At 48.5% G+C, this 21,366-nt stretch carries 20 protein-coding genes; 9 read left to right on the forward strand and 11 right to left on the reverse strand.

What is annotated here, in order from left to right:
• The coding region (locus ALO_RS00280) for a solute carrier family 23 protein (protein ID WP_004091652.1) at positions 1-417 on the reverse strand (417 nt) is incomplete at its 3' end.
• A 383-nt stretch (positions 418-800) separates the two neighbouring features.
• Between ALO_RS00280 and ALO_RS21155 the strand changes: the two genes are divergently transcribed.
• A complete protein-coding gene (locus ALO_RS21155) occupies positions 801-1,010 on the forward strand; it encodes a DUF896 domain-containing protein (protein ID WP_072031791.1) in 210 nt (69 codons plus the stop codon).
• 152 nt (positions 1,011-1,162) lie between these two features.
• Here the strand turns inward: ALO_RS21155 and ALO_RS00290 are convergent, their stop codons facing one another.
• Positions 1,163-1,546, reverse strand: coding sequence for a DUF1540 domain-containing protein (locus ALO_RS00290; protein WP_004091656.1), 384 nt, complete (start codon positions 1,544-1,546; stop codon positions 1,163-1,165).
• Positions 1,547-1,860: 314 nt separating this feature from the next.
• Here ALO_RS00290 and ALO_RS00295 point away from each other — a divergent pair, with 314 nt between their 5' ends.
• The 5 genes from ALO_RS00295 to ALO_RS00315 all read left to right on the forward strand — a co-directional run bounded on the left by ALO_RS00295 (position 1,861) and on the right by ALO_RS00315 (position 8,324).
• Complete coding sequence (locus ALO_RS00295; RefSeq protein WP_004091658.1) at positions 1,861-4,227, forward strand: diguanylate cyclase; 2,367 nt, start codon at positions 1,861-1,863, stop codon at positions 4,225-4,227.
• 233 nt (positions 4,228-4,460) lie between these two features.
• The gene (locus tag ALO_RS00300) at positions 4,461-5,393 is read left to right on the forward strand and encodes an ABC transporter permease (RefSeq protein WP_004091660.1); all 933 of its coding nucleotides are present in this window, start codon (positions 4,461-4,463) and stop codon (positions 5,391-5,393) included.
• A 1-nt stretch (position 5,394) separates the two neighbouring features.
• Positions 5,395-6,312 carry an ABC transporter permease gene (locus tag ALO_RS00305; RefSeq protein WP_004091662.1) on the forward strand — a complete coding sequence of 306 codons (918 nt, stop codon included), beginning with the start codon at positions 5,395-5,397 and terminating at the stop codon, positions 6,310-6,312.
• Between the two features lie 12 nt (positions 6,313-6,324).
• Entirely contained in the window at positions 6,325-7,347 is a 1,023-nt protein-coding gene (locus tag ALO_RS00310; protein ID WP_004091664.1) for an ABC transporter ATP-binding protein, read from the forward strand.
• Entirely contained in the window at positions 7,344-8,324 is a 981-nt protein-coding gene (locus ALO_RS00315) for an ABC transporter ATP-binding protein (protein WP_004091666.1), read from the forward strand. The genes ALO_RS00310 and ALO_RS00315 overlap by 4 nt, the downstream gene beginning before the upstream one ends.
• Before the next feature lie 64 nt (positions 8,325-8,388).
• Here the strand turns inward: ALO_RS00315 and ALO_RS00320 are convergent, their stop codons facing one another.
• Positions 8,389-9,279, reverse strand: coding sequence for a LysR family transcriptional regulator (locus ALO_RS00320; protein WP_004091668.1), 891 nt, complete (start codon positions 9,277-9,279; stop codon positions 8,389-8,391).
• Between the two features lie 236 nt (positions 9,280-9,515).
• Here ALO_RS00320 and ttdA point away from each other — a divergent pair, with 236 nt between their 5' ends.
• The 3 genes from ttdA (at position 9,516) to ALO_RS00335 (ending at position 12,690) form a co-directional block, all read left to right on the forward strand.
• Positions 9,516-10,415 carry a L(+)-tartrate dehydratase subunit alpha gene (ttdA, locus tag ALO_RS00325; protein WP_004091670.1) on the forward strand — a complete coding sequence of 300 codons (900 nt, stop codon included), beginning with the start codon at positions 9,516-9,518 and terminating at the stop codon, positions 10,413-10,415.
• Entirely contained in the window at positions 10,412-11,020 is a 609-nt protein-coding gene (gene ttdB / locus ALO_RS00330; protein WP_004091672.1) for a L(+)-tartrate dehydratase subunit beta, read from the forward strand. The genes ttdA and ttdB overlap by 4 nt, the downstream gene beginning before the upstream one ends.
• A 314-nt stretch (positions 11,021-11,334) precedes the next feature.
• A complete protein-coding gene (locus tag ALO_RS00335; RefSeq protein ID WP_004091674.1) occupies positions 11,335-12,690 on the forward strand; it encodes a pyruvate carboxylase subunit B in 1,356 nt (451 codons plus the stop codon).
• 47 nt (positions 12,691-12,737) lie between these two features.
• Here ALO_RS00335 and ALO_RS00340 read toward each other — a convergent pair whose 3' ends face one another.
• The 8 genes from ALO_RS00340 to ALO_RS00375 form a co-directional block, all read right to left on the reverse strand.
• Positions 12,738-14,396: a nucleoside kinase gene (locus ALO_RS00340; RefSeq protein ID WP_004091676.1), complete on the reverse strand. Its 1,659-nt coding sequence runs from the start codon at positions 14,394-14,396 to the stop codon at positions 12,738-12,740.
• A gap of 143 nt (positions 14,397-14,539) precedes the next feature.
• A complete protein-coding gene (locus ALO_RS00345; RefSeq protein ID WP_004091677.1) occupies positions 14,540-14,725 on the reverse strand; it encodes a hypothetical protein in 186 nt (61 codons plus the stop codon).
• Positions 14,726-14,912: 187 nt separating this feature from the next.
• A complete protein-coding gene (locus ALO_RS00350) occupies positions 14,913-16,157 on the reverse strand; it encodes a pyridoxal phosphate-dependent aminotransferase (protein WP_004091678.1) in 1,245 nt (414 codons plus the stop codon).
• Between the two features lie 107 nt (positions 16,158-16,264).
• A complete protein-coding gene (gene asnS, locus ALO_RS00355; RefSeq protein WP_004091679.1) occupies positions 16,265-17,557 on the reverse strand; it encodes an asparagine--tRNA ligase in 1,293 nt (430 codons plus the stop codon).
• A 161-nt stretch (positions 17,558-17,718) separates the two neighbouring features.
• Positions 17,719-17,922, reverse strand: a complete 204-nt coding sequence (locus ALO_RS00360) for an alpha/beta-type small acid-soluble spore protein (protein ID WP_004091680.1) — start codon at positions 17,920-17,922, stop codon at positions 17,719-17,721.
• Between the two features lie 308 nt (positions 17,923-18,230).
• Positions 18,231-19,085, reverse strand: a complete 855-nt coding sequence (locus ALO_RS00365) for a porin (RefSeq protein WP_004091682.1) — start codon at positions 19,083-19,085, stop codon at positions 18,231-18,233.
• A gap of 383 nt (positions 19,086-19,468) precedes the next feature.
• Entirely contained in the window at positions 19,469-20,689 is a 1,221-nt protein-coding gene (locus tag ALO_RS00370) for an aspartate kinase (protein ID WP_004091684.1), read from the reverse strand.
• A 179-nt stretch (positions 20,690-20,868) separates the two neighbouring features.
• The gene (locus ALO_RS00375) at positions 20,869-21,261 is read right to left on the reverse strand and encodes a class II SORL domain-containing protein (protein WP_004091686.1); all 393 of its coding nucleotides are present in this window, start codon (positions 21,259-21,261) and stop codon (positions 20,869-20,871) included.
• Between the last annotated feature and the right edge of the window lie 105 nt (positions 21,262-21,366).

Genomic DNA, 21,366 nt, shown 5'->3' on the forward strand with positions numbered 1-21,366 from the left:
TTCCAGGCCGATGATCGCCACGATCGCGCCCATAGCTGCCGGCGGAAAGATGACGTCGATCCAATCAGTGCCCACCATACGCACGATCTGGGATACCAGTATGAAAAACAGACCGAAAGCGATAAAACCGCCTTGAGCCGCCGCATAGCCACCCAGCTCCGGAATGGCCAGAATTGCGAAAACCGGTGAAATAAAAGCGAAGCTGGAACCCAGATAGGCCGGTATTCTGCCTTTGGATACAATAAGATAGATAAGAGTGCCGATACCATTGAAGAGCAGCGACGTAGCCGGATTTACCTTGAACAAAAACGGCACCAGCACTGTCGCGCCAAACATAGCAAATAAATGCTGCAAACTCAGGGGAATGCCTTGTAAAACAGGAACTTTTTCTTCAACCTGGATCATTCTTCTTTCCATTACTCTGAATCCTTCCCTTCATATATTGCCGTGTGTCTGAGCTACAAAAAAACGACCGCACATTGTAAAGAATCACCGAATACAAATGTGGGACGTCTGTGCACAAATTGTAGTAGAAAATTATTAAAATAACTTCTTCGCAGTTTTTTGTAAAAATCCTGCTGTCACTTATTGATTAATATAGTGCAATAGATATTCATGGGCACCCATGCACGATTCTCGCCTCCTTGTTTTGGATATTTTATTGTTTTACCGTCCTTTAGTCCCTTGCATCTTGCCCGATAATTTGGTACGATTTCTACAATTCAATGCGTAAATGCGTGGTTGTGCACGGCAGGAATCGTTTTACCGTGCCGGATCAATACTTTTTGTGAGGTGGTTTTATGATAACCCCGGAAATCATCGATCGTATTAACCAGCTCGCCCGGAAACAGCGGGGAGAAGGACTGTCGCCTGCGGAAAAGGACGAACAGGCCAGTTTGCGCCGCCAGTACATTGACCATATAAAGGGCCAGGTAAAAACCCAGCTGGACGCCGCTCTCGCCGAACAACACCCTCATGATTGCGGCTGTGGCTGCCATCATAAGCATTGAGGCGGCCCTCCCGTATAGGAGGCAAGCATGTTGCCGTTTCAATATATGAATTCAGACGCTTAAATGAAACAGCTCTGATACCAGTGAGAAACCAGATAAAAAAGCAAAGGCTAGGAGTAAAACCCTGACCTTTGCTTTTGGCCGTTTTTTTATTATTTCGGGGAAAATGTCTCACAATCTGTATCATCGGTTTTCCCGGCATTAGGCCCGGAAACCTGGATGCTTTCAGCCCTGCAGCGGTTATTGGTTTCCCAGTGATGGCAGTTATTCACGAAACATTCCACATTGGGTGTGATCTGGGTCCCGTCCATAAAAGCAGCCGTGACGGTTCCCATTACATTCGCATTGTGCAAAGAGCCCACCAAATCACCGACTGTTTTTCGGGAATGAAACGACTTGCACTGAGTATCCTGTCTATCCCGGGAGTGCCCGGTCTCCCCTTGGTTATATACGCTGATTTGGGCTGCCATGCACTGGTCGCCGGCCTTATAGTGGGCACATTCGTCCACAGTACATCTTACAACTGGATTAGCCACGATTTTGATCACCTCGTCTGATTTTGGTTAGTATGCGCAATTTTACTTATGCTTTATCCATTTCAATATTATATTTTTTCTCTCTGCCATCACTTGGCCCACCCCTAACTTAACGTTACAAAGATTAACTGCCTACACTGCCGCCGCATAGTATATAACATAAAAAAATAAAATTCGAATCTATCAAAATACAATAATGTAATTGAGCCAGACGTCATGCCGCTAAGAAATCGATCTGCTTTATCCGAATTTTTTATCCGAAAATATTCTAAATCGTCCCTGCTACGGGATTGAGCATCGGAGGTGACCGATCTTTGTTTTTCTTTCCAACCCGACCAATATCCGGCAGTAAATATCTTCTACCGTTACTGCTAGCCGTAATCGGTTTAACGGTATTACAGACACTTCCCCATCTAGCGATTCCTGACCCGTTTGCCCACGCCGCCCATCGATTGCTGGAATTTTCCGGCGTAATATTGGGATTTATCACTTTTTTCATCACCTGGTACGGAACCAACCGGCGCAATAATCTGCAAACCACAACCATTAGTTTGGTTATATTATGCGTGAGCATACTGGATGCCGCTCACTTACTGTCATGCCTGAACCTGGCCGGCCCTGTCGCGGAAGGTCAAATCAGCGGCAATCTGCTCTGGTCGGCGGCCCGATTGATCTGGACGTTAGGCCTTTTATACGCGCTCATCCTGACCAACGGCCAAAATCACTCCATCTCAGGCAACATGCTATTATACGCCACTATTTTGTTAGTTGTGGCCATTGCCGTCAACATCTATATCAGCGCCATGATCTGGCCCCAGATTCTCAACCTGTATCAAATCCTGATCGTTTGTACACCGTATCTCAGCATTGCCGTTCAGCTTTTGCTTCTTCTGTTACTACAGCAAAAGCAGCCCCATTTTCGCGTGACTCACTTATTTTCCCGGGCAGTATCTTTCGCTGTTCTAACCGACTATTGCTTCTTTCTGAGCAGCCAGTCGCCGGATCTTGTCACCTTCATCGGCCATGTATGCCAAGTAGCCGCGCACTATTATTTGCTGCGGGCCATGTATGACATTACCATTAAAAAACCCTATGAGGATGTCAGTCAAATTAAAGAAGAAATGGAAGCGCTGGCCGACAATAACGCCAAGCTATACGAGCAATCGGAAAAACAGCGCAACATGATCGAGGATACCCTGGCTAAGATCGGGATGATTATCACTTCCCAGCTGGATTTACAGGATACCTACGATGCTATTGTCGATATTGTGGCGGATATGATGCATGCCCGGCAAAGTTCTATCGCCCTGCTGCACCAGGACCGGTCCACTTTGGAAGTGGCGGCCACTTACGGCATCAGTTCCCCGCCGGAATTCATACCCATGGAAAACAGCCTGGCCGAGCAAGTTCTGGCCGACAAGACCGCCCTTTATATTGATGATGTTTCCCTGGACCCGAAGATCTTTCGCCCGCAATTAGTTTTTTCGGAGATTCGTTCGATCATCTGCGCTCCCTTGATCAATGACCAGCAAATTATCGGGGTCATTGAAGCCTACTCCCATGAGAAGGCAGGCTTCAGCGAACATGACGCCCGTTTGCTGAAGGCGCTGGGTCACTACGCCGGAGCAGCCATCACCGCGGCAAAGCTGTATCGTGAGACTCAGGTAAGACTGGAAGAAGAACAGTATCTGCAGCAGATTACCCAAATCTCCGTAGCCACCATTGACCCGGATACCATCCTGACCCAAAGCCTGAATCACCTTAAAAATGCACTGCACGCAGACATCGGGTTGGGATTTCTTTACAACGCGAGCAATAACAGTATGACCCTCAAAGCCTCTATTGGCTATCCCTGCCCGTTTCCCGAGTTTAACCTGGACCAATACCCGCAGTTGACCTCTTTGCTGCGAGACGTTAAACCGGTCAAGGGATCCATAGATATGCTCCCGTTCATGTGTGCAGACTGCACGCAAAATCCCATGCAAAATATGTTAATCCTACCTTTGTCAGTGGATCACCGCATATTGGGCATGCTGATTCTAGGCCGCAGCCTGCCCTCCTCCGCCAGTCTTCCCTACCGCATGTCTTTTGCTGAACTGCTGGCGCAGCAAATCGCTTTGGGACTGGAGAAAGCCCATTTATACAACCAGGTAAAATCCATGGCCTTATCTGACGGTCTTACCGGTCTGGCCAACCGGAGAAATTTCGATCTTTTTCTGGAAACCGAGCTGCGGCGCGCCGCTTCCTTACGGCGGCCCCTGAGTCTGATCATGTTTGATCTGGATAAATTTAAAAATTACAATGACACCTATGGGCATCCTGTCGGAGATAAACTGTTGACTCAGATTGGCGATATCCTGCGGCAAAACGTCCGGGGCATTGATTTTCCCGCCCGTTACGGCGGCGAAGAATTCAGCGTCATCCTGCCAGAATGCAGTAATGCCGAGGCATTGGCCATCGCCGAAAAGCTGCGTCAAATCGTAGCCGCCAGCCAATTTCCCGATAATTCCGGCGGCAATACCGGCCGGATTACCGCCAGCCAAGGTGTGGCAACCTATGATCCTCTGGTCATGACCGCGGCGCCAAGTCCTGAGCAAATCATCGCCTCGGCGGATAAAGCCCTGTATCAGGCCAAACAAGGCGGCCGTAACCTAGTAGTCAACGCCGCACTAGTTGGATAGAGGACCGCTGAAAAAGGCCAGATTCAAGGCTGCAGATGGGTTTTGTCAAGGTTCAGAAAATAGCAAGTGTCAAAATCTGTTGTATGTATACAACAGATTTTCTCTTCTTATGGCAGGGTAAAAATGACCTTATCGCGAATACACTGGTTTATTGTGTTTACAATTTTTGTGTATCCAAGGCATTGTCCGGTATCGGGTCTTCCAGTCCGCAAGTCTACTAAGGAGGGATATCGTTGCTGGCTTTCATTGTACGGCGTTTTATGTCCACGTTAGTCGTTCTGTTCGTTATTATCACAGCGACCTTTTTGCTGATGCACTCTATACCGGGTGGTCCGTTCACTGCGGAGCGCAACCTGCCGCCGGCGGTTTTAAAAAATATTGAGGAACGCTACCACCTGAATGATCCCTTGGGAAAACAGTATATTGACTACATAACAAACATGCTCCAAGGCGATTTGGGCCCATCTTTCAAATATGAATCCCGTACTGTCAATGAAATCATTGCTGAAGGATTCCCTGTTTCGGCGGAGCTAGGTGTTTTGGCGGTAGGACTGGCCGTGCTGCTTGGTATTCCGGCAGGTATCATATCCGCCCTAAAGCACAATCAATGGCCGGATTATCTGGCCATGTTTCTGGGTACCATCGGGATCTCCGTGCCTAACTTCATCCTGTCCACTCTGTTCATCTATATTTTTGCCCTAAAACTGGAATTATTGCCTGCAGCCATGTGGGGAGGACTGGAGTACATGGTCCTGCCGGCATTTGCTCTGGCCGGCCTGCCGACTGCCTTCATCGCCCGCCTGACTCGCTCCAGCATGCTGGAGGTTTTGGGTCAGGATTATATCCGTACCGCCCGAGCCAAAGGCTTATCCAAATGGCTGATTGTATACCGGCATGCTTTGAAAAACGCCCTGATTCCGGTGGTGACCTATCTGGGACCTCTGATTGCCGCCGTGTTTACCGGCAGTTTTGTCATCGAAACCATCTTCGCCATTCCCGGTCTGGGCCGTCATTTCGTCACCAGCATCTACAACCGGGATTACACAGTCATCCTGGGAGTAACTGTGTTCTACAGCGCATTGTTGGTCTTCTTAAACTTTCTGGTGGACATGGCCTATATATGGCTGGATCCGCGGATTAAACTAGACACAGGAAAGGAGGAATAGTATGGCTGTTCCAACTCGCGATTTGTTTAAACCGATCGACTGTATTACTGACGCCTCCTATCGTCTCTCCCGACCCAGCACAACCTACTGGCAGGATTCCTGGCGGCGTCTGAAAGAAAATAAAGCGGCCATGCTTGGCCTCTATCTTATTATGTTTATCATCCTTTTGGCCGTTATCGGGCCTATATTGTCCGGTTACTCTTATTCCGATCAAAACCTGGAGATGGCCAATCAGCCGTCGTCCAGCCAATATTGGTTCGGCACCGACAATCTGGGGCGCGATATGTTCACTCGGGTACTGTATGGCGCTCGAATTTCCCTGTCTATCGGCATTGTGGCCAGCCTGATCAACCTGACCATCGGCGTCATTTACGGCGGGATTTCCGGCTATTTCGGCGGCCGGGTAGACAGCATCATGATGCGGATCGTAGATATCTTATACGGCATTCCCCTGCTGTTATATGTCATCCTGCTGATGGTTGTGCTGAAACCGGGACTGACCAATATTTTCATCGCCCTGGGATTTGTATACTGGCTGCGTATGGCCCGCATGGTCCGGGGACAAGTCCTGGCACTGAAAGAACAGGAATATATTCTGGCGGCCCGCCTTATTGGCGCCAGTTCCTGGCGTATCATTCTCCGGCATTTGATTCCCAACAGCATGGGCCCGATTATTGTGACTATGACCCTCGCCATTCCGGAAGCCATCTTCACGGAAGCCTTTTTAAGCTTTATCGGATTGGGCGTGTCAGCCCCCATGGCCAGTTGGGGAGTTTTGGCCTCGGAAGGGGTCAACTCGCTCCGCTCCTATCCTTTCCAACTCTTTTATCCGGCAGTGGCCATCAGCGTCACCATGCTGTCCTTCAACTTTCTGGGGGATGGCTTGCGGGACGCTCTTGACCCGCGGATGAGAAAGTAGGAGGGAATACGCATGGATACAATACTATCGGTTGAAAACCTGCAGGTAGTTTTTCACACCTATGCCGGTAAAGTGCAGGCTGTCAATGACGTGAGCTTCAGCCTGGGAAAAGGGGAAATCATCGGCATTGTAGGCGAATCCGGCTGTGGCAAAAGTGTAACCGCCAGTTCTCTGATGGGGCTGATTCCCTCTCCTCCCGGTGAAATTGCCGGCGGCAAAATCCTGTTTAACAACAAAGATATCGCCAAGCTGCCTGAAACAGAGCTGCAAGCCCTGCGGGGCAATGCTATCAGCATGATCTTCCAAGACCCTATGACCTCGCTAAATCCGGTGTTGTCTATTGGACTGCAGCTGGCGGAAAGCTTCATGATCCACCAGCATTTCGGTCAGAAAGATGCCCTTGACAAAGCTGTGGAAATGCTGCGTTTGGTCGGAATCCCGGCGCCTGAGACCCGCATCCGTCAATACCCTCACCAATTGTCCGGCGGTATGCGCCAAAGAGTGATGATTGCTATGGCCTTGGCCTGTAACCCTAAAATTCTGATTGCCGATGAGCCCACTACGGCCCTGGATGTAACCATTCAGGCCCAGATCGTAGAACTCATGAAACAGCTTAACGAGAAGCTTCTGACCTCTATTATTCTGATCTCCCATGACCTGGGAGTAGTGGCCGGACTGTGCAGCCGTGTGCTGGTGATGTATGCCGGCAAAATCGTGGAAACTGCTTCAGTTCAGGATCTGTATGCCCAGCCGATGCATCCTTACACCTACGGCTTATTGCGCTCGGTCCCCCGCCTGGATGCAGGGCAGACCCGCCTGGAATCCATCGGCGGACAGCCGCCTGACTTGCTGTCTCCGCCTCCCGGCTGCGCCTATATGCCCCGCTGCCGCTACGCCATGGAAATTTGCCATCAGCCTCCTCCCCTGCTGCCGACGGGACTAGAACGGCAAAGCCGCTGCTGGCTGTCCCACGAAATGTCGCTCCGCAAGCCGGAATCCTTATTTTCTGCTGCAAAGGAAGGTGACCCGGCATGAAAGCATTACTGACGGTCAATCAGGTCAGCAAATATTTCACCGCTCAGACCTCTTTTTGGGGCAATGCCGTCTCCTATGTCAAAGCAGTGGAAAATGTAAGTTTTGAAGTGTTTCCCGGGGAAACACTGGGATTGGTGGGAGAAACCGGCTGCGGTAAATCCACCGTTGGCCGCACCATCGTCGGCCTGTACCGCCCCACCCAGGGGCAGGCATTATTGGGCGGTCAGGATGTTCATCAGGCCATTGCCGGGCCGAAGTCTCTGGAGATGCGCCGCAAACTCCAGATGATTTTCCAGGACCCTTACGCTTCCCTGAATCCCCGGATGACGGTAGGCGACATTATCGGCGAACCCTTGGACATTCATAACCTAGCCAGCGGCAGTGAGCGCAGTGACCGGATTTTTCACCTGCTGAAACAGGTAGGTCTCAACCCGGAGCACGCCAATCGCTTTCCCCACGAGTTCAGCGGCGGACAGAGGCAAAGAATTGGCATCGCCCGCGCGCTGGCTGTCAATCCTCAATTCATCGTCTGCGATGAACCGATTTCCGCTCTTGACGTATCGATCCAGGCCCAGGTGGTCAACCTGCTGCAACAATTGCAGGCGGAACTGGGACTGACCTACCTGTTTATCGCCCATGACCTGTCCATGGTCAAGCACATCAGCAAACGGGTGGCAGTCATGTATCTTGGTTCCCTGGTGGAATTGGCCCCCTGCGAGGAACTATACAGCAATCCGCAGCATCCCTACACCCAGGCCCTGCTTTCGGCTATCCCTATCCCCGACCCGCAAATCGAGCTGAAACGTCAGCGAATTATCCTGGAAGGCGATGTACCCAGCCCCCTGAACCCGCCCAGCGGCTGCCGCTTCCGCACCCGCTGTCATTATGCTATGAAGCAGTGCGCCGAGAGCTCCCCGGCATTATCATCTTCAGATCAAAAACATTATGTTGCGTGTTTTAGGATCAATCCACATTAATATCTTTATACTTAAAAGGCGATCGCAGAAAATCATTTTGCGATCGCCTTTTTTTAAATATAAATCAGGATGGATTCTGATGCGCGAAACTCGATTCTCTAATGAAATTAATAAAAGCCTGAACAGCCATTGACAGATACCTATCCTTCTTCCATGCCAGGCCAAATTCAAGGTACAATGGATTGGCAAGGGAGATGGATACATATTCTGTCCCCCTACGGGCGATTTCTTCCATTAAGAAACAAATGCCAACCCCTTTTATTACCGAGCCTTTCATCGTCTCAATCTGGTCTGTCGCTAAAATGATATGAGGATCAAACCCATGCTTTCTGCATTCCTCCAGAATGATTTGACGATTATAGGCTCCCGCTTTAAAGAGAATAAACGGTTCCTCTTTAAGTTTCTCGATGGCAATGGTGCTCAACTTCGCCAATTGATGCGTTAAAGGCAGGCAAACAACGATCTGCTCGTTTGCTATGCTTAAGGTTTCAAGGAGCTGGGATGGCTGAAACAAATTCACGATCCCGATGTCCAGCTCACCCTTTTCTAATAATTGACGAATATAAAAGGAGCTTTCTTCAAAAATGGCAAGATCCAGGTTGGGATAATGCTTTTTAAAACCGGCTAAAATTTCCGGAAATAAATAGGACCCGATCATGGGAGGCACACCTACTTTGAGGGTGCCTTTTTTTAATTGACGGTAATTATTAACTTCGGCAATGCCGTCCTGTAACAAATTAAAAGCATCAGACACTTTTTGTATAAAGACTTTACCTTCCGATGTTAAAGAAAGTTGTTTCTGGCTGCGATCCAGGAGGGGAGAATTCAATTCGTCCTCCAATCTCTGGATGGCCAAAGTCACTGTCGACTGCGAAACATGCAATTGCTCAGCTGCTCTTGTAATACTATTTGTTTTGGCAACCATCTGAAAGTATTCAAGCTGTCGTAATTCCATTGAAAGCCTCCGGAGTTTATGCTCTCTATTTGTCCCTTTTATTGATAATAGTGTACCACAAGTCGGGGAAATTGGCAGAATTAAAGTAATTAATGATATCATTGCGAATATATATTTTTATTTAGCGTAGCCAGATAGTATACTTGGAACGAGCTCAAATTGATATCTGGATACCAAAAAACAGAATATTCACTGCCCGGTGTTTGTATTTTAGATACATCCAAGGAGGCTGTCGCATGACACACGAACAAAAAATACAGGCCATGACAAACATCATGACCAGGTTTACCGGCTATACAGGTAAATATCTTCCCGATGATATCATAGCCAAGTTGCGTAAACTCAGAGAACAGGAAGATACTTATCTGGCAAAGGTAGTATATGACTCCATGTTTGAAAACCAGGAACTGGCCGCTAAGCTCGATCGTCCCTGCTGTCAGGATACAGGCGTTATTCAATATTATGTGAAAGCCGGATCTGAATTCCCGTTACTGGCAAATATTCAAGACATACTTCACAACGCTGTTCTGGGAGCGACGCAAACCGCTCCGCTTCGCCATAATGCGGTGGAGATTTTTAAGGAGAAGAATACCGGAAATAATACGGGCGAGCGGGTTCCCATTATTGATTGGGAGATTGTTCCCGCCTCAAAGAGCACAGAAATTGAAGTATATATGGCTGGCGGCGGCTGCAGCCTGCTCGGACAGGGAAGAACGCTGATGCCTTCCGCCGGCTATGAAGGTATTGTAGAGTATGTCTTTGATGTAATGACATCCATGGGACTGAACGCCTGTCCGCCGCTCCTGGTTGGCATAGGCATCGCCGGCTCCATTGAAGTAGCCGCCCGCCTTTCGAAAAAGGCTCTGTTCCGCCCTATTGGCACCCGTCATCACGACCCGCGCGGCGCTGAAATGGAACGATTGCTTGAAAACGGACTGAATGAAGTGGGTATTGGACCACAGGGCCTCTCCGGCAAGAATTCCGTAACAGGTGTTCACATTGAATCCGCTGCCAGACACCCGTCCACCATCAGTGTTGCTATCAGTGTTGGATGCTGGGCCCACAGAAGAGGTACGATTCGCATCAATGAGGATATGACCTATGAAATTATTTCTCACAAGGAGGTAACGCTGTGAAAAAAGTATTAACCACTCCAATTAAAAATGAAGATCTCGAAAATATCACGGCCGGGGATGTCGTCTACCTTGACGGCTATTTAATTACCTGCCGGGATGTAGCCCATAGACGTTTGATTGAATATGGCAGAAAACTTCCGGTGGACTTAAAGGGCCTGGCCATTTTTCACGCGGGGCCTATCGTTGCCAAAGATGAAAATAGTAAATGGCAAATGGTTTCCATTGGACCCACTACCAGTATGCGTATGGAAAAATTCGAAAAGGAATTTATCGCCGAAACCGGTGTTAAGCTGATCATCGGCAAAGGCGGCATGGGTCCCAAAACAGAGGAAGGATGCAAGACTTATAAGGCTTTGCATGCTGTATTTCCAGGCGGGTGCGCTGTCCTTGCCGCTACCGAAGTAGAAGAAATTGAGAAAGTTGAATGGGAAGATCTGGGCATGCCGGAAGCACTTTGGGTATCCCGGGTTAAAAATTTTGGCCCGTTGATTGTATCCATTGACACCAAGGGCAATAATCTGTTTGAGAAAAACAAAGTGACATTTAACGAGAGAAAGGAAACTACTGTAAAAGATATCTGTGAGAAAGTAAAGTTCATTAAATAATTATTTATCAGTTGCACCAATATCAAAATCATGGATATAATTTCCAGAATGGAAAAACTGATTCGCGGATAAAGAGCTACTATGAATTGTGCATTGTGTAAACATAATCGCTGCTATAGCGCCGGACAAAACTGTACCTGGATAAATCCAATGAAGAAAGGGGGGGCATATGATATGCTCCCCTTTTCAGGCAATCGCTATCTGCAATGACCACCCATAAAAAGAAACAATTATTAAATCTCTTACTTTTTATGTTGAATCAAGATATAATGTATACAAGTATAAAACTATTTCACTTTAAGGAGGCTGAGATGATGTCCAAAACTCCAGTAAAAATTGTAGAAACCGTTCTGCGCGACGGTCATCAATCCCTGGCGGCCACCCGTATGCGCACCGCGGATATGCTTCCAATGCTGGAACAACTCGACGAGGTTGGCTATTTCTCGTTAGAAGCCTGGGGCGGAGCAACCTTTGACAGTTGTTTGCGCTTTTTGAATGAAGATCCTTGGGAACGGCTTCGCACCATTAAAAAACATCTGAAAAAAACTCCGATCCAAATGCTGTTGCGCGGACAGAATGTATTGGGTTACAACCACTATGCCGACGATGTAGTCACGGAGTTCGTAAAGCGGTCTGTGGCTAACGGCGTAGGAGTTATCCGCCTGTTCGACGCCCTCAATGACGTGCGCAATCTGGAAACTGCCATGAAAGCAGCCAAAGAGGCTGGCGCTCACGTCCAGGGTTCCTTCGTTTACACCATCAGCCCCTTCCACAATACCGAAAGCTTCGTGAAAATGGCCAAAGATCTGGTTGAAAGAGGCGCCGATTCTATCTGTATCAAAGATATGGCCGGCCTGCTGGCGCCCTATACCGCGTATGACCTGGTAACAGCCCTGAAAAAAGAGATTAAAGTGCCCATTGACCTACATACCCACTATACCAGCGGCATGGCTTCCATGACCTACCTGAAAGCGATCGAAGCCGGGGTAGATATCGTAGACTGCTCCCTCTCTCCCTTTGCCATGGGCTCTTCACAGCCACCCACCGAAGCCATCGTTGCTACCCTGAAAGGACAGGAACGGGATACCGGCCTCGACCTGAACAAACTTTACGCCGTTGCCGACCATTTCCGTACTGTAAAAAAACAGGTCGCTGAACACTTTAAACTCAATACCGCCATCGATATCGACACCAAGGTGCTTTCCTTCCAAATCCCCGGCGGCATGTTATCTAATCTCCTCAATCAGCTAAAAGAACAGGGCATGGCTGATAAATTCCCGGAACTCATCGAAGAAATGCCGAAAGTACGGGCGGAGCTTGGTTACCCGCCGCTGGTGACCCCCACCAGCCAGATCGTCGGTTCCATGGCTGCCTTCAATGTGATGCTGGGCCGCTATAAAGTTGTGCCCCGGGAGATCAAAGACTTAGCCCGCGGTAAATACGGCCGTACCCCGGCCCCGATTGATCCCGCCATTAAAGATCTGATTATCGCCGGCGAAAAAATTATTGATTATCGTCCGGCTGATGACATTCCGCCGCAAATGGACTCCCTGCGCCAAAAACTGGCGGAAGAAGGCTATCCGAAGGCCTCCACGGAAGATGTATTGTCCTATGCTGTGTTCCCTGATGTGGCGCTGAAGTTTTTTGAAGCCAGCCGTCAAAAAAGCTAGGAACCGTTGAAAAAGGCCTCGCGCTGTTTGACAGTGCGAGGCCTTTTTTATTTGTAGAAGCAAGACTGACCGATAAATTCCCGCAGGATGGAGTTTGGCGGCACGTCTTCTTCGCCGCTGGGCTCGAAATATTCGAGGAACTGCAGCAAACGGCGGGCTTCCGAGTATTCGGGGTTTTTAGTGCCAACCTGCTCCAGCAGGGGCTGAGCGTAACGCTTTAATATGGCTAATTCATAGATCAACGCCGAATTAAACATGATATCGGCTTCTTCCTGGAACGGAAAAATATTTTTTTCTTCGCCCCGCCGGACGGAAGGCCATATCCTAAGACTGACCAGTGCATCATGAGACCGGAACTGACTGTCCCGGACGATCCGCCGGATCAGCCTGGTATCGGTGGTGGGAATACGGTTATGATTGTCAATCGCTAACTGGGTTAAAGCGCTGATATAGATCTTTACTTTTTGCTCCCGGGGAATCGATTGGGTCAATCGTTCATTCAAGCCGTGAATTCCTTCGATAATCAACGGTTGTTCCGGACTGATCCGTATCTTATGGCCGAGATACTCCCGTGCGCCCAGTTTAAAATTAAACGAGGGAATCTCCACCTCTTCCCCGGCCAGAATACGGCGCAGATGATCGTTAAATAAAGGCAGATCAATGGCTTCAATAGCTTCGAAATCATACTCACCCTGCTCATCCCGCGGTGTATGCTCCCGATCAACGAAATAATCATCCAGGGAGATCGGCACCGGTCTACGGCCGTTGACTCTTAACTGAATGGACAGTCTCTGGGCAAAGGTGGTTTTGCCGGAAGAAGACGGACCGGCTACAAGAATCACCCGGACCGATCCTTGCTGGACTATCGCGTCGGCGATTTGGGCAATCTTTTTTTCGTGCAGCGCTTCGGCGACCCGAATAATATCGTAGACAGTCTCTTTCTGAATGCATTCATTCAAAGTTCCCACATAACCGCAGCCCAGAATGGCGCCCCAGCGTTCCGCTTCCTGGAAAATAGCGGCCAATTTAGGTTGTTCCACATAGGTTGGCAGAACAGTCGGATTTTCCGTTCGCGGGAATCGCAGCAGCAGCCCCGGCTGATAAAACCGCAGTTCAAAGATTTTTAAATACCCGGTGCTGGGAGTCATAATCTCATGGACATAGTCAGCGATTTCACCGCAGCTATAGACGCAGACTTCCGGCTGGTTCAGCTGTTTTAAGAGGGCAACCTTCTCCGCTTGCCCGGCAATCTCAAAAAGTTCAATCGCATCGTTTAAAGGAAGCTCTTTCTTAATAAAGGGCCGATCCGCCAAAACGATCTGCCGCATGCCTGTCTCCAGTTTTTCCACATCAGTTTGAGTCAAGGGCCTTCCCAGATGCAATTCACAATATAAGCCCTTGGCGAGAGAATGTTCAATCGTCACCTGGCCCTGAGGAAATAGTTCAGCGACAGCCATGATCAGCACAAAAGCCAAGCTTCTCTGATACACTCGCATTCCTGTTTCAGTGCTCAAGTCGAGAAAATCCACGCTACAATCCCCGTCCAGGCAATACTGCAAGTCTTCCAGCCGCTGGTTCACTTTTGCCGCCACAATCGGGGCGGTATAAAGAGCCCTTACATCTCTGGCAATCGTCAGCAAGCTGACTTCCCTTTCATATTCACGCTGTTCTCCGTTAATGAGAGTTACAATAATTGGATCCTTCATCAAAACACCTCTAGGTAAATGGTACACGATAACCCATCTTTATTCAAGGAGATAGAGAAAAGATCAGCGATATAAAGAGTGAAAAAACAAAAAACTGTCGCAAGACGTTTTTTCAAACCCCTGCGACAGCCAGGCATCACCCATTACCAGCGCCTTGTCAGAGATCGCAGCAATCGATATGCGATAATTGGCATCGGCACCCGTTTCACAGCGTATCTCATGCCCAAAAAGAACAATAGACTGCCGCCGATTAAATGCACAGCCCAAAAACCAGCTCTGGGAAATTCTAAAGCGGTATCATCAATGATATTTTCATTTTCAATTCCCACCGGCTTATCGACCTCCCTTCTCGTGCCTGGTAAACGCTGTTTTGCTTGCCCGATATGCTCCGCATATCTTTATTAGTATCTCCCGGCAACACGCACATTAGGGTGGATATTATTGCAAAAAAGCCGGACATAAGAGTCCGGCTTTAAAAAATCGTTTTTTTGCCCTGTTCCTTGTATAAAACTCTGTTCAGTCAACCGCTGCCTTAGCTTTGGCCACAGCTGCCGCCATACCGGTAATCTTGCGGGAAGTAACGGCGCAAACAGCAATACGGATTCCTTGGGCCAAGGGAACGGCGAAAATATTGTCCTCATGGAGTTTGTCACAGACAGCAGCCGGATTATTCACCGGTATGGTCAGGAAATAGCCGCCAAAGAACGGCAGCATTTTCAAATTTGCGGCTTTGGCTTCCCGGGTAAAAATGCCGGCTCTTTCCTGGATCATTTGATAACCCCGGTTACGTTCGGCATCAACCTGAGCCAGCAGCGACTTATCCTTGTATATCGTAGCCAGCATTCGCATGGCGCCCCGGTTGATATTCGACCAGGTGGCACGGGATGAATACTGGTTGATATTTACAAATTCATCGATTACATCTTTACTGGAAGAAACTCCGATCATGGCCCCGACCCTTTGTCCATAGGCGGTGAAACTTTTCGACATGCTGTAGCCGAGAATGACCAGAATATTTTCCGGCAAACCGCCAAACTGTTTCATGAAGCTGCGGCTGGCAGCTTTTTCTCCGGCAAAATCAAGATAGGCAATGTCTACATCCAAAATAATTTTCTTGCTCTTATCCTGGGCAATTTCTTTACACAGATTTAATACCTGGGCCCATTCCGCATCGGACAGGCTGTAGCCGGTAGGATTGTGGGCCGGTGAATTCAGGATAATGACCAGGCTGTCCTGTTTGGCCAACAATGCCGTTACTTTTTCCTGGAAGGAGACCATATTAAAATGCTGCTGCTCGTCAAACATAGTAAAGGTATCCAATTTCCGCAGCGCATCCTGGCAGAGAACTCGGTAGGGACCCCAGAACCAGTCGGTAGTCAGGACTGTGTCACCGATTTCAGTATAATTCCAGATCGTATGGTGTATTACCCCTGAACCACCAGAAGTGGCAATCGCTTTGATATAGGCTTCCGGCCGGTGAATGTCAACAGCCAGGTCAATGACTGCATCCAAATAATCCGGCAGGCCGGCAATGGGAGCATAATTGATCAGTTCTTCCACCGGCAGGTTGCGCAGCACTTTTTCCACTGTCGGCAGGCAGACCAGCACCTCATTATCATCCAAAAGCGCGCCAATGGTAGCATTCGTTACTTTGTCCTTGCCAAATTGCACTGCGGCCTTCACCGCCGCCGCATTGGCGTCAAATATATTATCGGTTGCAAATTTCCCCTTTGCATGAGATGCGGCCATACTCATTGTCATAGCACAATCCCCCTCCGTTTTTATCAATCAAATTATTTTAGAACTCCTACCTGAACCCGCCCGCGTGAGGCTGAATTGACGCAGATGGGCCTTTTTTAACGGTTCCCTTAGGGATACATTTTGTGCAGCATCCTCGGAAACGGTATCGTCTCCCGGATATGATCCAGTCCGCATAGCCAAGCCACTGTTCTCTCTATGCCCAGGCCAAAGCCGGAATGGGGCACACTGCCGTAGCGGCGCAGATCCAAATACCACTCGAAGGCTTCCTGGGGCAGCTTATGTTCCGCAATTCGCTGTTCCAAGAGCTTTAAGTCGTCGATGCGCTGCCCGCCGCCGATCACCTCGCCGTATCCTTCCGGCGCCAGAAGATCCGCACCCAAAACTACTTTGGGATCATTCGGATCCGGCTTCATATAAAATGCTTTGATTTCGGTGGGATAGCGATGTACGAAAACCGGCGCGTCAAATTGGCTGGAAATGATCGTCTCATGGGGCGCGCCAAAATCATCGCCCCAAACAAACGGCTCCCCGGCTTTTTTTAAAATTTCCACCGCTTCAGTATAACTAATGCGCGGGAAGGGCATCTTGATGGCTTCCAGCTTGGACAGATCCCGGCCCAGAACCTTTAATTCCCGCTGACAGCGCTCCAGCACCCGCTGGACTACATAGCAAACCATCTCTTCCTGCAGCGCCATATTGTCATCCAGCTCAAAATAGGCCATCTCGGCTTCGATCATCCAAAACTCCATCAGGTGGCGCCGGGTCTTGGACTTCTCCGCCCGGAAAGTAGGTCCGAAACAGTATATTCGTCCCAGAGCCATCGCATTCGCTTCGTTGTACAATTGACCGCTCTGGGATAAAAAGGCCTTCTCACCGTGATAATCCAGTTCAAACAGAGTCGTAGTCCCTTCGCAGGCAGCCGGTGTGATAATCGGCGCATCAGCCAGAACAAAGTCCTGCTGATAGAAAAAATCCCGGAAGGCATGTTCAATTTCTGACCGGATGCGCAATATTGCATTTTGCCGGGGGGTGCGAATCCACAGATGCCGCCGTTCCGCCAGGAAGTCAACCCCGTGCTCCTTATGAGTGATCGGGTACTCCTCCGCTGTTGCAACAATCTCCAGATGGGTAATATGCATTTCATAACCGCCTTGCGCCCGCGGTTCTTCCTGTACCGTACCGGTTATTGCCAATGAACTTTCCTGGGTCAGCTGCTTAGCCTGTTCAAAAACAGTTTCCGGCACATCCTTTTTGGCTAAAACCCCCTGCAGAAGGCCGCTGCCGTCCCGCACCATCAAAAACATGATTTTGCCGGAGGACCGCACATTATACAGCCAACCTTTTACAGTTACTTCTTGCCCTGCAAACTTTCCTAAATTTTTAATTAATACTGTCTGCAATATGTATGCACTCCCTTTTATTATCAGGCAGCATCAGAATGCAATCCCTTTTAATTAGCATTATTTCGTGGTCGATTGCGAATCTCCTGTCTGGATTTACTGAATAGCCAAAAAATGATAAAGCAGGCCGGAAGGCCTGCTTATGCAGCGAGTATCCTAGATTATTTTCCGGAAAACTTTTGTTCTTGACTCTGGATCATCTTGCGGACCATCTGTCCGCCGACTCGTCCATTGTCAGCCGAAGTCAAGGTACCTTTATTCGTATTCTGATAATCAGTCAATCCGATTTCCGACGCCGTCTCCAATTTCAACTGATCAAGAGCCTTTTGCGCTGAAGGGTTTACCGGTTTTCTGCTCCTTGACATTACGCAAACCTCCATTTACAAAAAAATTTTTGGGCCCATTTATAGAATGGCTATTTATTATTTTAATATGTGTGCAATATAATGGAAAGACGGGATGGCTATCATAAGCCATCCCGTTTTGATCTATGCAATCTTTCCCAATTGGAATCCTGTCGTAAAACTCATCCGCGGCCTAGAATCTGGGACCGTTCAAAAAGATTCAGGTGCTAGGCGCGACGAGGACAGGCGTGAGACTGTACGTTCGGGAGGGTATGTCGAACGCCCGCCCGCAGGAGTAACGACGCAGATGGGCCTTTTTCAACGGTCTCCTAGAAGTTGACGCTGAATTCGACATTGGTCCGGTCTTTATCAGCACCGTCCTGATCTTCGGCAATGTCCTGGTAAGCGGTCAATGTTGCTGTATCGGAAACTTTGTAAGCGCCTTTGATCCGGAAGCCTTTGGAATTGTCATAAGCGCCGTCAGTGCTAAACGGAGTCAGAGCGTATTCGTCTACGTCACGGTAAGAAATCGCCGTCAAGAAATCACCTTTCTTCACAGCCTGTCCTATAGCCACTTCTGCCAGGAATCCGTTCGCATCCTGAGTATCGTTTTTGGCAACTTCAACATTCAGGGCAACATTGGGAGCCACATTGGCGCCAAGGTTGAAGCCGTAGTATTTGTCATCCTCTTTCAGGTAGCTGCCGCCAATGTTCAGGCCACGGAAGGAAGTTCCCAGATCAATGAATGAGGTTTTTGTATCAGAGGGGTCTTTACCATAGAAACCTTTTACATTCAGGTTGTTAATAGCGGTATTCAATTGAGCGCCGCTGAAGTTGTCATCATCCATTAACAGGCCTTGACCGATGCTCAGGGACTGGCGTCCCACTCTCAAATCAGCGTTTTCCATGGCGGCACCGATATATGCCTGGTCAAAGGTCATGACGCCACCGTTGTTTTCCCGCATGTCATTATCATATCTAGCGCGGCCGTGGACATAGAAAGTATCGTCAATTTGGGCATCCACATTCAGGCGGATGCGATTGGTCAGGTGGTTATCACTTGCATCTTCGTTACGGTATTCAATTCGAGCGTCACCGGAAAGAGTAGGTGCAGCGGCAAAAGCTGCAGTAGCAGACAGGGTCAGGGATGCCAGGATAGCGGCAGTTAAAAGTTTTTTCTGCATTTCTGTTTTCCTCCTCAACTTTATATATGGCTGCGACATAGATTCCGGATACGTTGGGAAATCTGGTATGCGTAGGGGCCGAAACCGGAAAGGAAACAGAAAGGAACGGAATCATTCACATGCCGGATATTGAGGAGGATACGCAGAAGTGACCGTGTTGCCTCCTGTGCATTCCTCGCCTCAAGATACCAGACAGGGCAACTGTTTATGAGTTACCCCCTATGTGATTTACATAATAATATTCGTCTCTATTTACATAACTCCTTCATGTTTCTAATAATTTTTTTATGTAAATATATCCTATAATAAAAAAAGCCTGTTTGGCGGAGTTTCTTTCTGTCTAAATAAAAAAAGTGCCGCAAGGCACTTCTTTTCCCTTATGATTATCCCTGAAAAAAGCGGCTATGAATTGCGTTCACCGCGTCTTTTACCTGATCGGCTTGAATTAAACAGGATATACTGATTTCCGATGTGCTGATGACTTCAATGTTAATGCCGGCCTCCGCCAAAGCACCGAACATTGTCGCCGCAATACCGGGACTGCCGTACATTCCCGCGCCCACCACCGATACTTTGGCCACATTATCCTCCACGACCACTCTGAGTACGCCCATATCCTTGGTAGCCTGCTCCGCTAAGCCTTTGGCCTTGGCCAAATCCGCTTTGGCAATGGTAAATACGATATCATTAATATGTTGGTCCGAGTTTCGTATGCTTTGTACGATCATGTCCACGTCAATCGCCGCATTGGCAAGGGCTGAAAAGATCTTATGCGCGATACCGGGACGGTCCGGCACGCCAAGAATAGCTATTTTTGCCACATTGGTATCATGGGTTACGCCCCTGATAATAAACTCGCGTTCTTGCATCGTATACTCCTCCCTAATAATTGTGCCTGCCTCTTGGGTAAAAGTAGAACGAACATGAATGGGCACACCGTAATGTTTTCCCATTTCCACCGATCGGGGCTGCATGACCACTGCCCCTAGTCTGGCCATTTCCAGCATTTCATTATGCGTGATTTCCTTCATGCGCCGGGCGGCTTTTACCACCCGGGGGTCGGCGGAATAGACTCCGTCCACGTCAGTGAATATTTCACAGGAATCTGCTCGCAAAGCACCGGCAATGGCGACTGCTGTGGTATCCGAACCGCCCCGGCCTAAAGTGGTAATGTCGCCCTCAGGAGACAGGCCTTGAAACCCGGCGACGATGACAATCCGCCCTTTCGCCAGTTCCGACTTAATCCTGTCCGGTTTTACATCCAGAATTCTGGCCTTGGAATAAACTGAATTGGTCATAACCCCGGCCTGAGGACCGGTTAGGGATACGGAAACTGATCCCAGTTGTTGAAAAGCCATGGCCAGCAATGCGACCGACACCTGCTCACCGGTAGCTAACAGCATGTCCATTTCCCGAGAGTTAGGATGTGGGCTGATTTGCCCGGCTAAATCCAAGAGTTCGTCGGTTGTATCCCCCATAGCTGATACGACTAGTACAATTTTATCATCCGGTGCTTTTTCCCGCAACACCCGCTCAGCTACCGCCATGATCTTAGCCGTCGTCGCCACCGAACTTCCCCCGAATTTTTTTACGATCAGCGCCATCTTCCTCTATTTCCTCCTTACAGCTCCACTAGATTCTGAAATCATTGCCATAAATTACAGCGATAGCATTATTTATTCTTTGCAAGAACACAAATTCCTCCTGGTAATGTACATTAAATGAAAAAATATAACAGGACCCCCGCAGATGAGAGGTCCTGTTTGTATCGACTTCCTACATTCTATTCTACTGTGATCGGTTTTGAACTTTCCCATATGCCATGTATATTGCAATAAGAAACCGCCAAGAGTGTACCAGAGGACTGCAGTTTGGCTGTAACCTGCCCTGCCGGTTCCGTATATACCGGCCCCTTATTTGCTCCTTCGGTTGATTCGCCGTGAGCATTAAATTCAAAATACCCCAGGTCATAGACAAAATTGCCGCTATCTGGCTTAAAATATAACCGAATCCACCGGATATGGTGTTCAGTAGTGTTGGGATGCGCAATTTCCTTGCCAACCGACACCGTTACAACGGCTTTCTCCCCTGCTTTCACACAGTCGGGAGCTTCAATCACCGGTACGTGTTTTTCTGTTTTCCAATCGGCACTTTTCAATACATCAGCCAATTTCACACTAGATTCCTCCTTCTTTCTTCTTACAAGACTAAATTAAACTATATTTATCTATATTATACGTTACAAATAAAGATTCCTTCTTAATATGTAATGTAAATTAAT

The sequence above is a fragment of the Acetonema longum DSM 6540 genome (assembly GCF_000219125.1).
GTDB lineage: Bacteria > Bacillota > Negativicutes > Sporomusales > Acetonemataceae > Acetonema > Acetonema longum.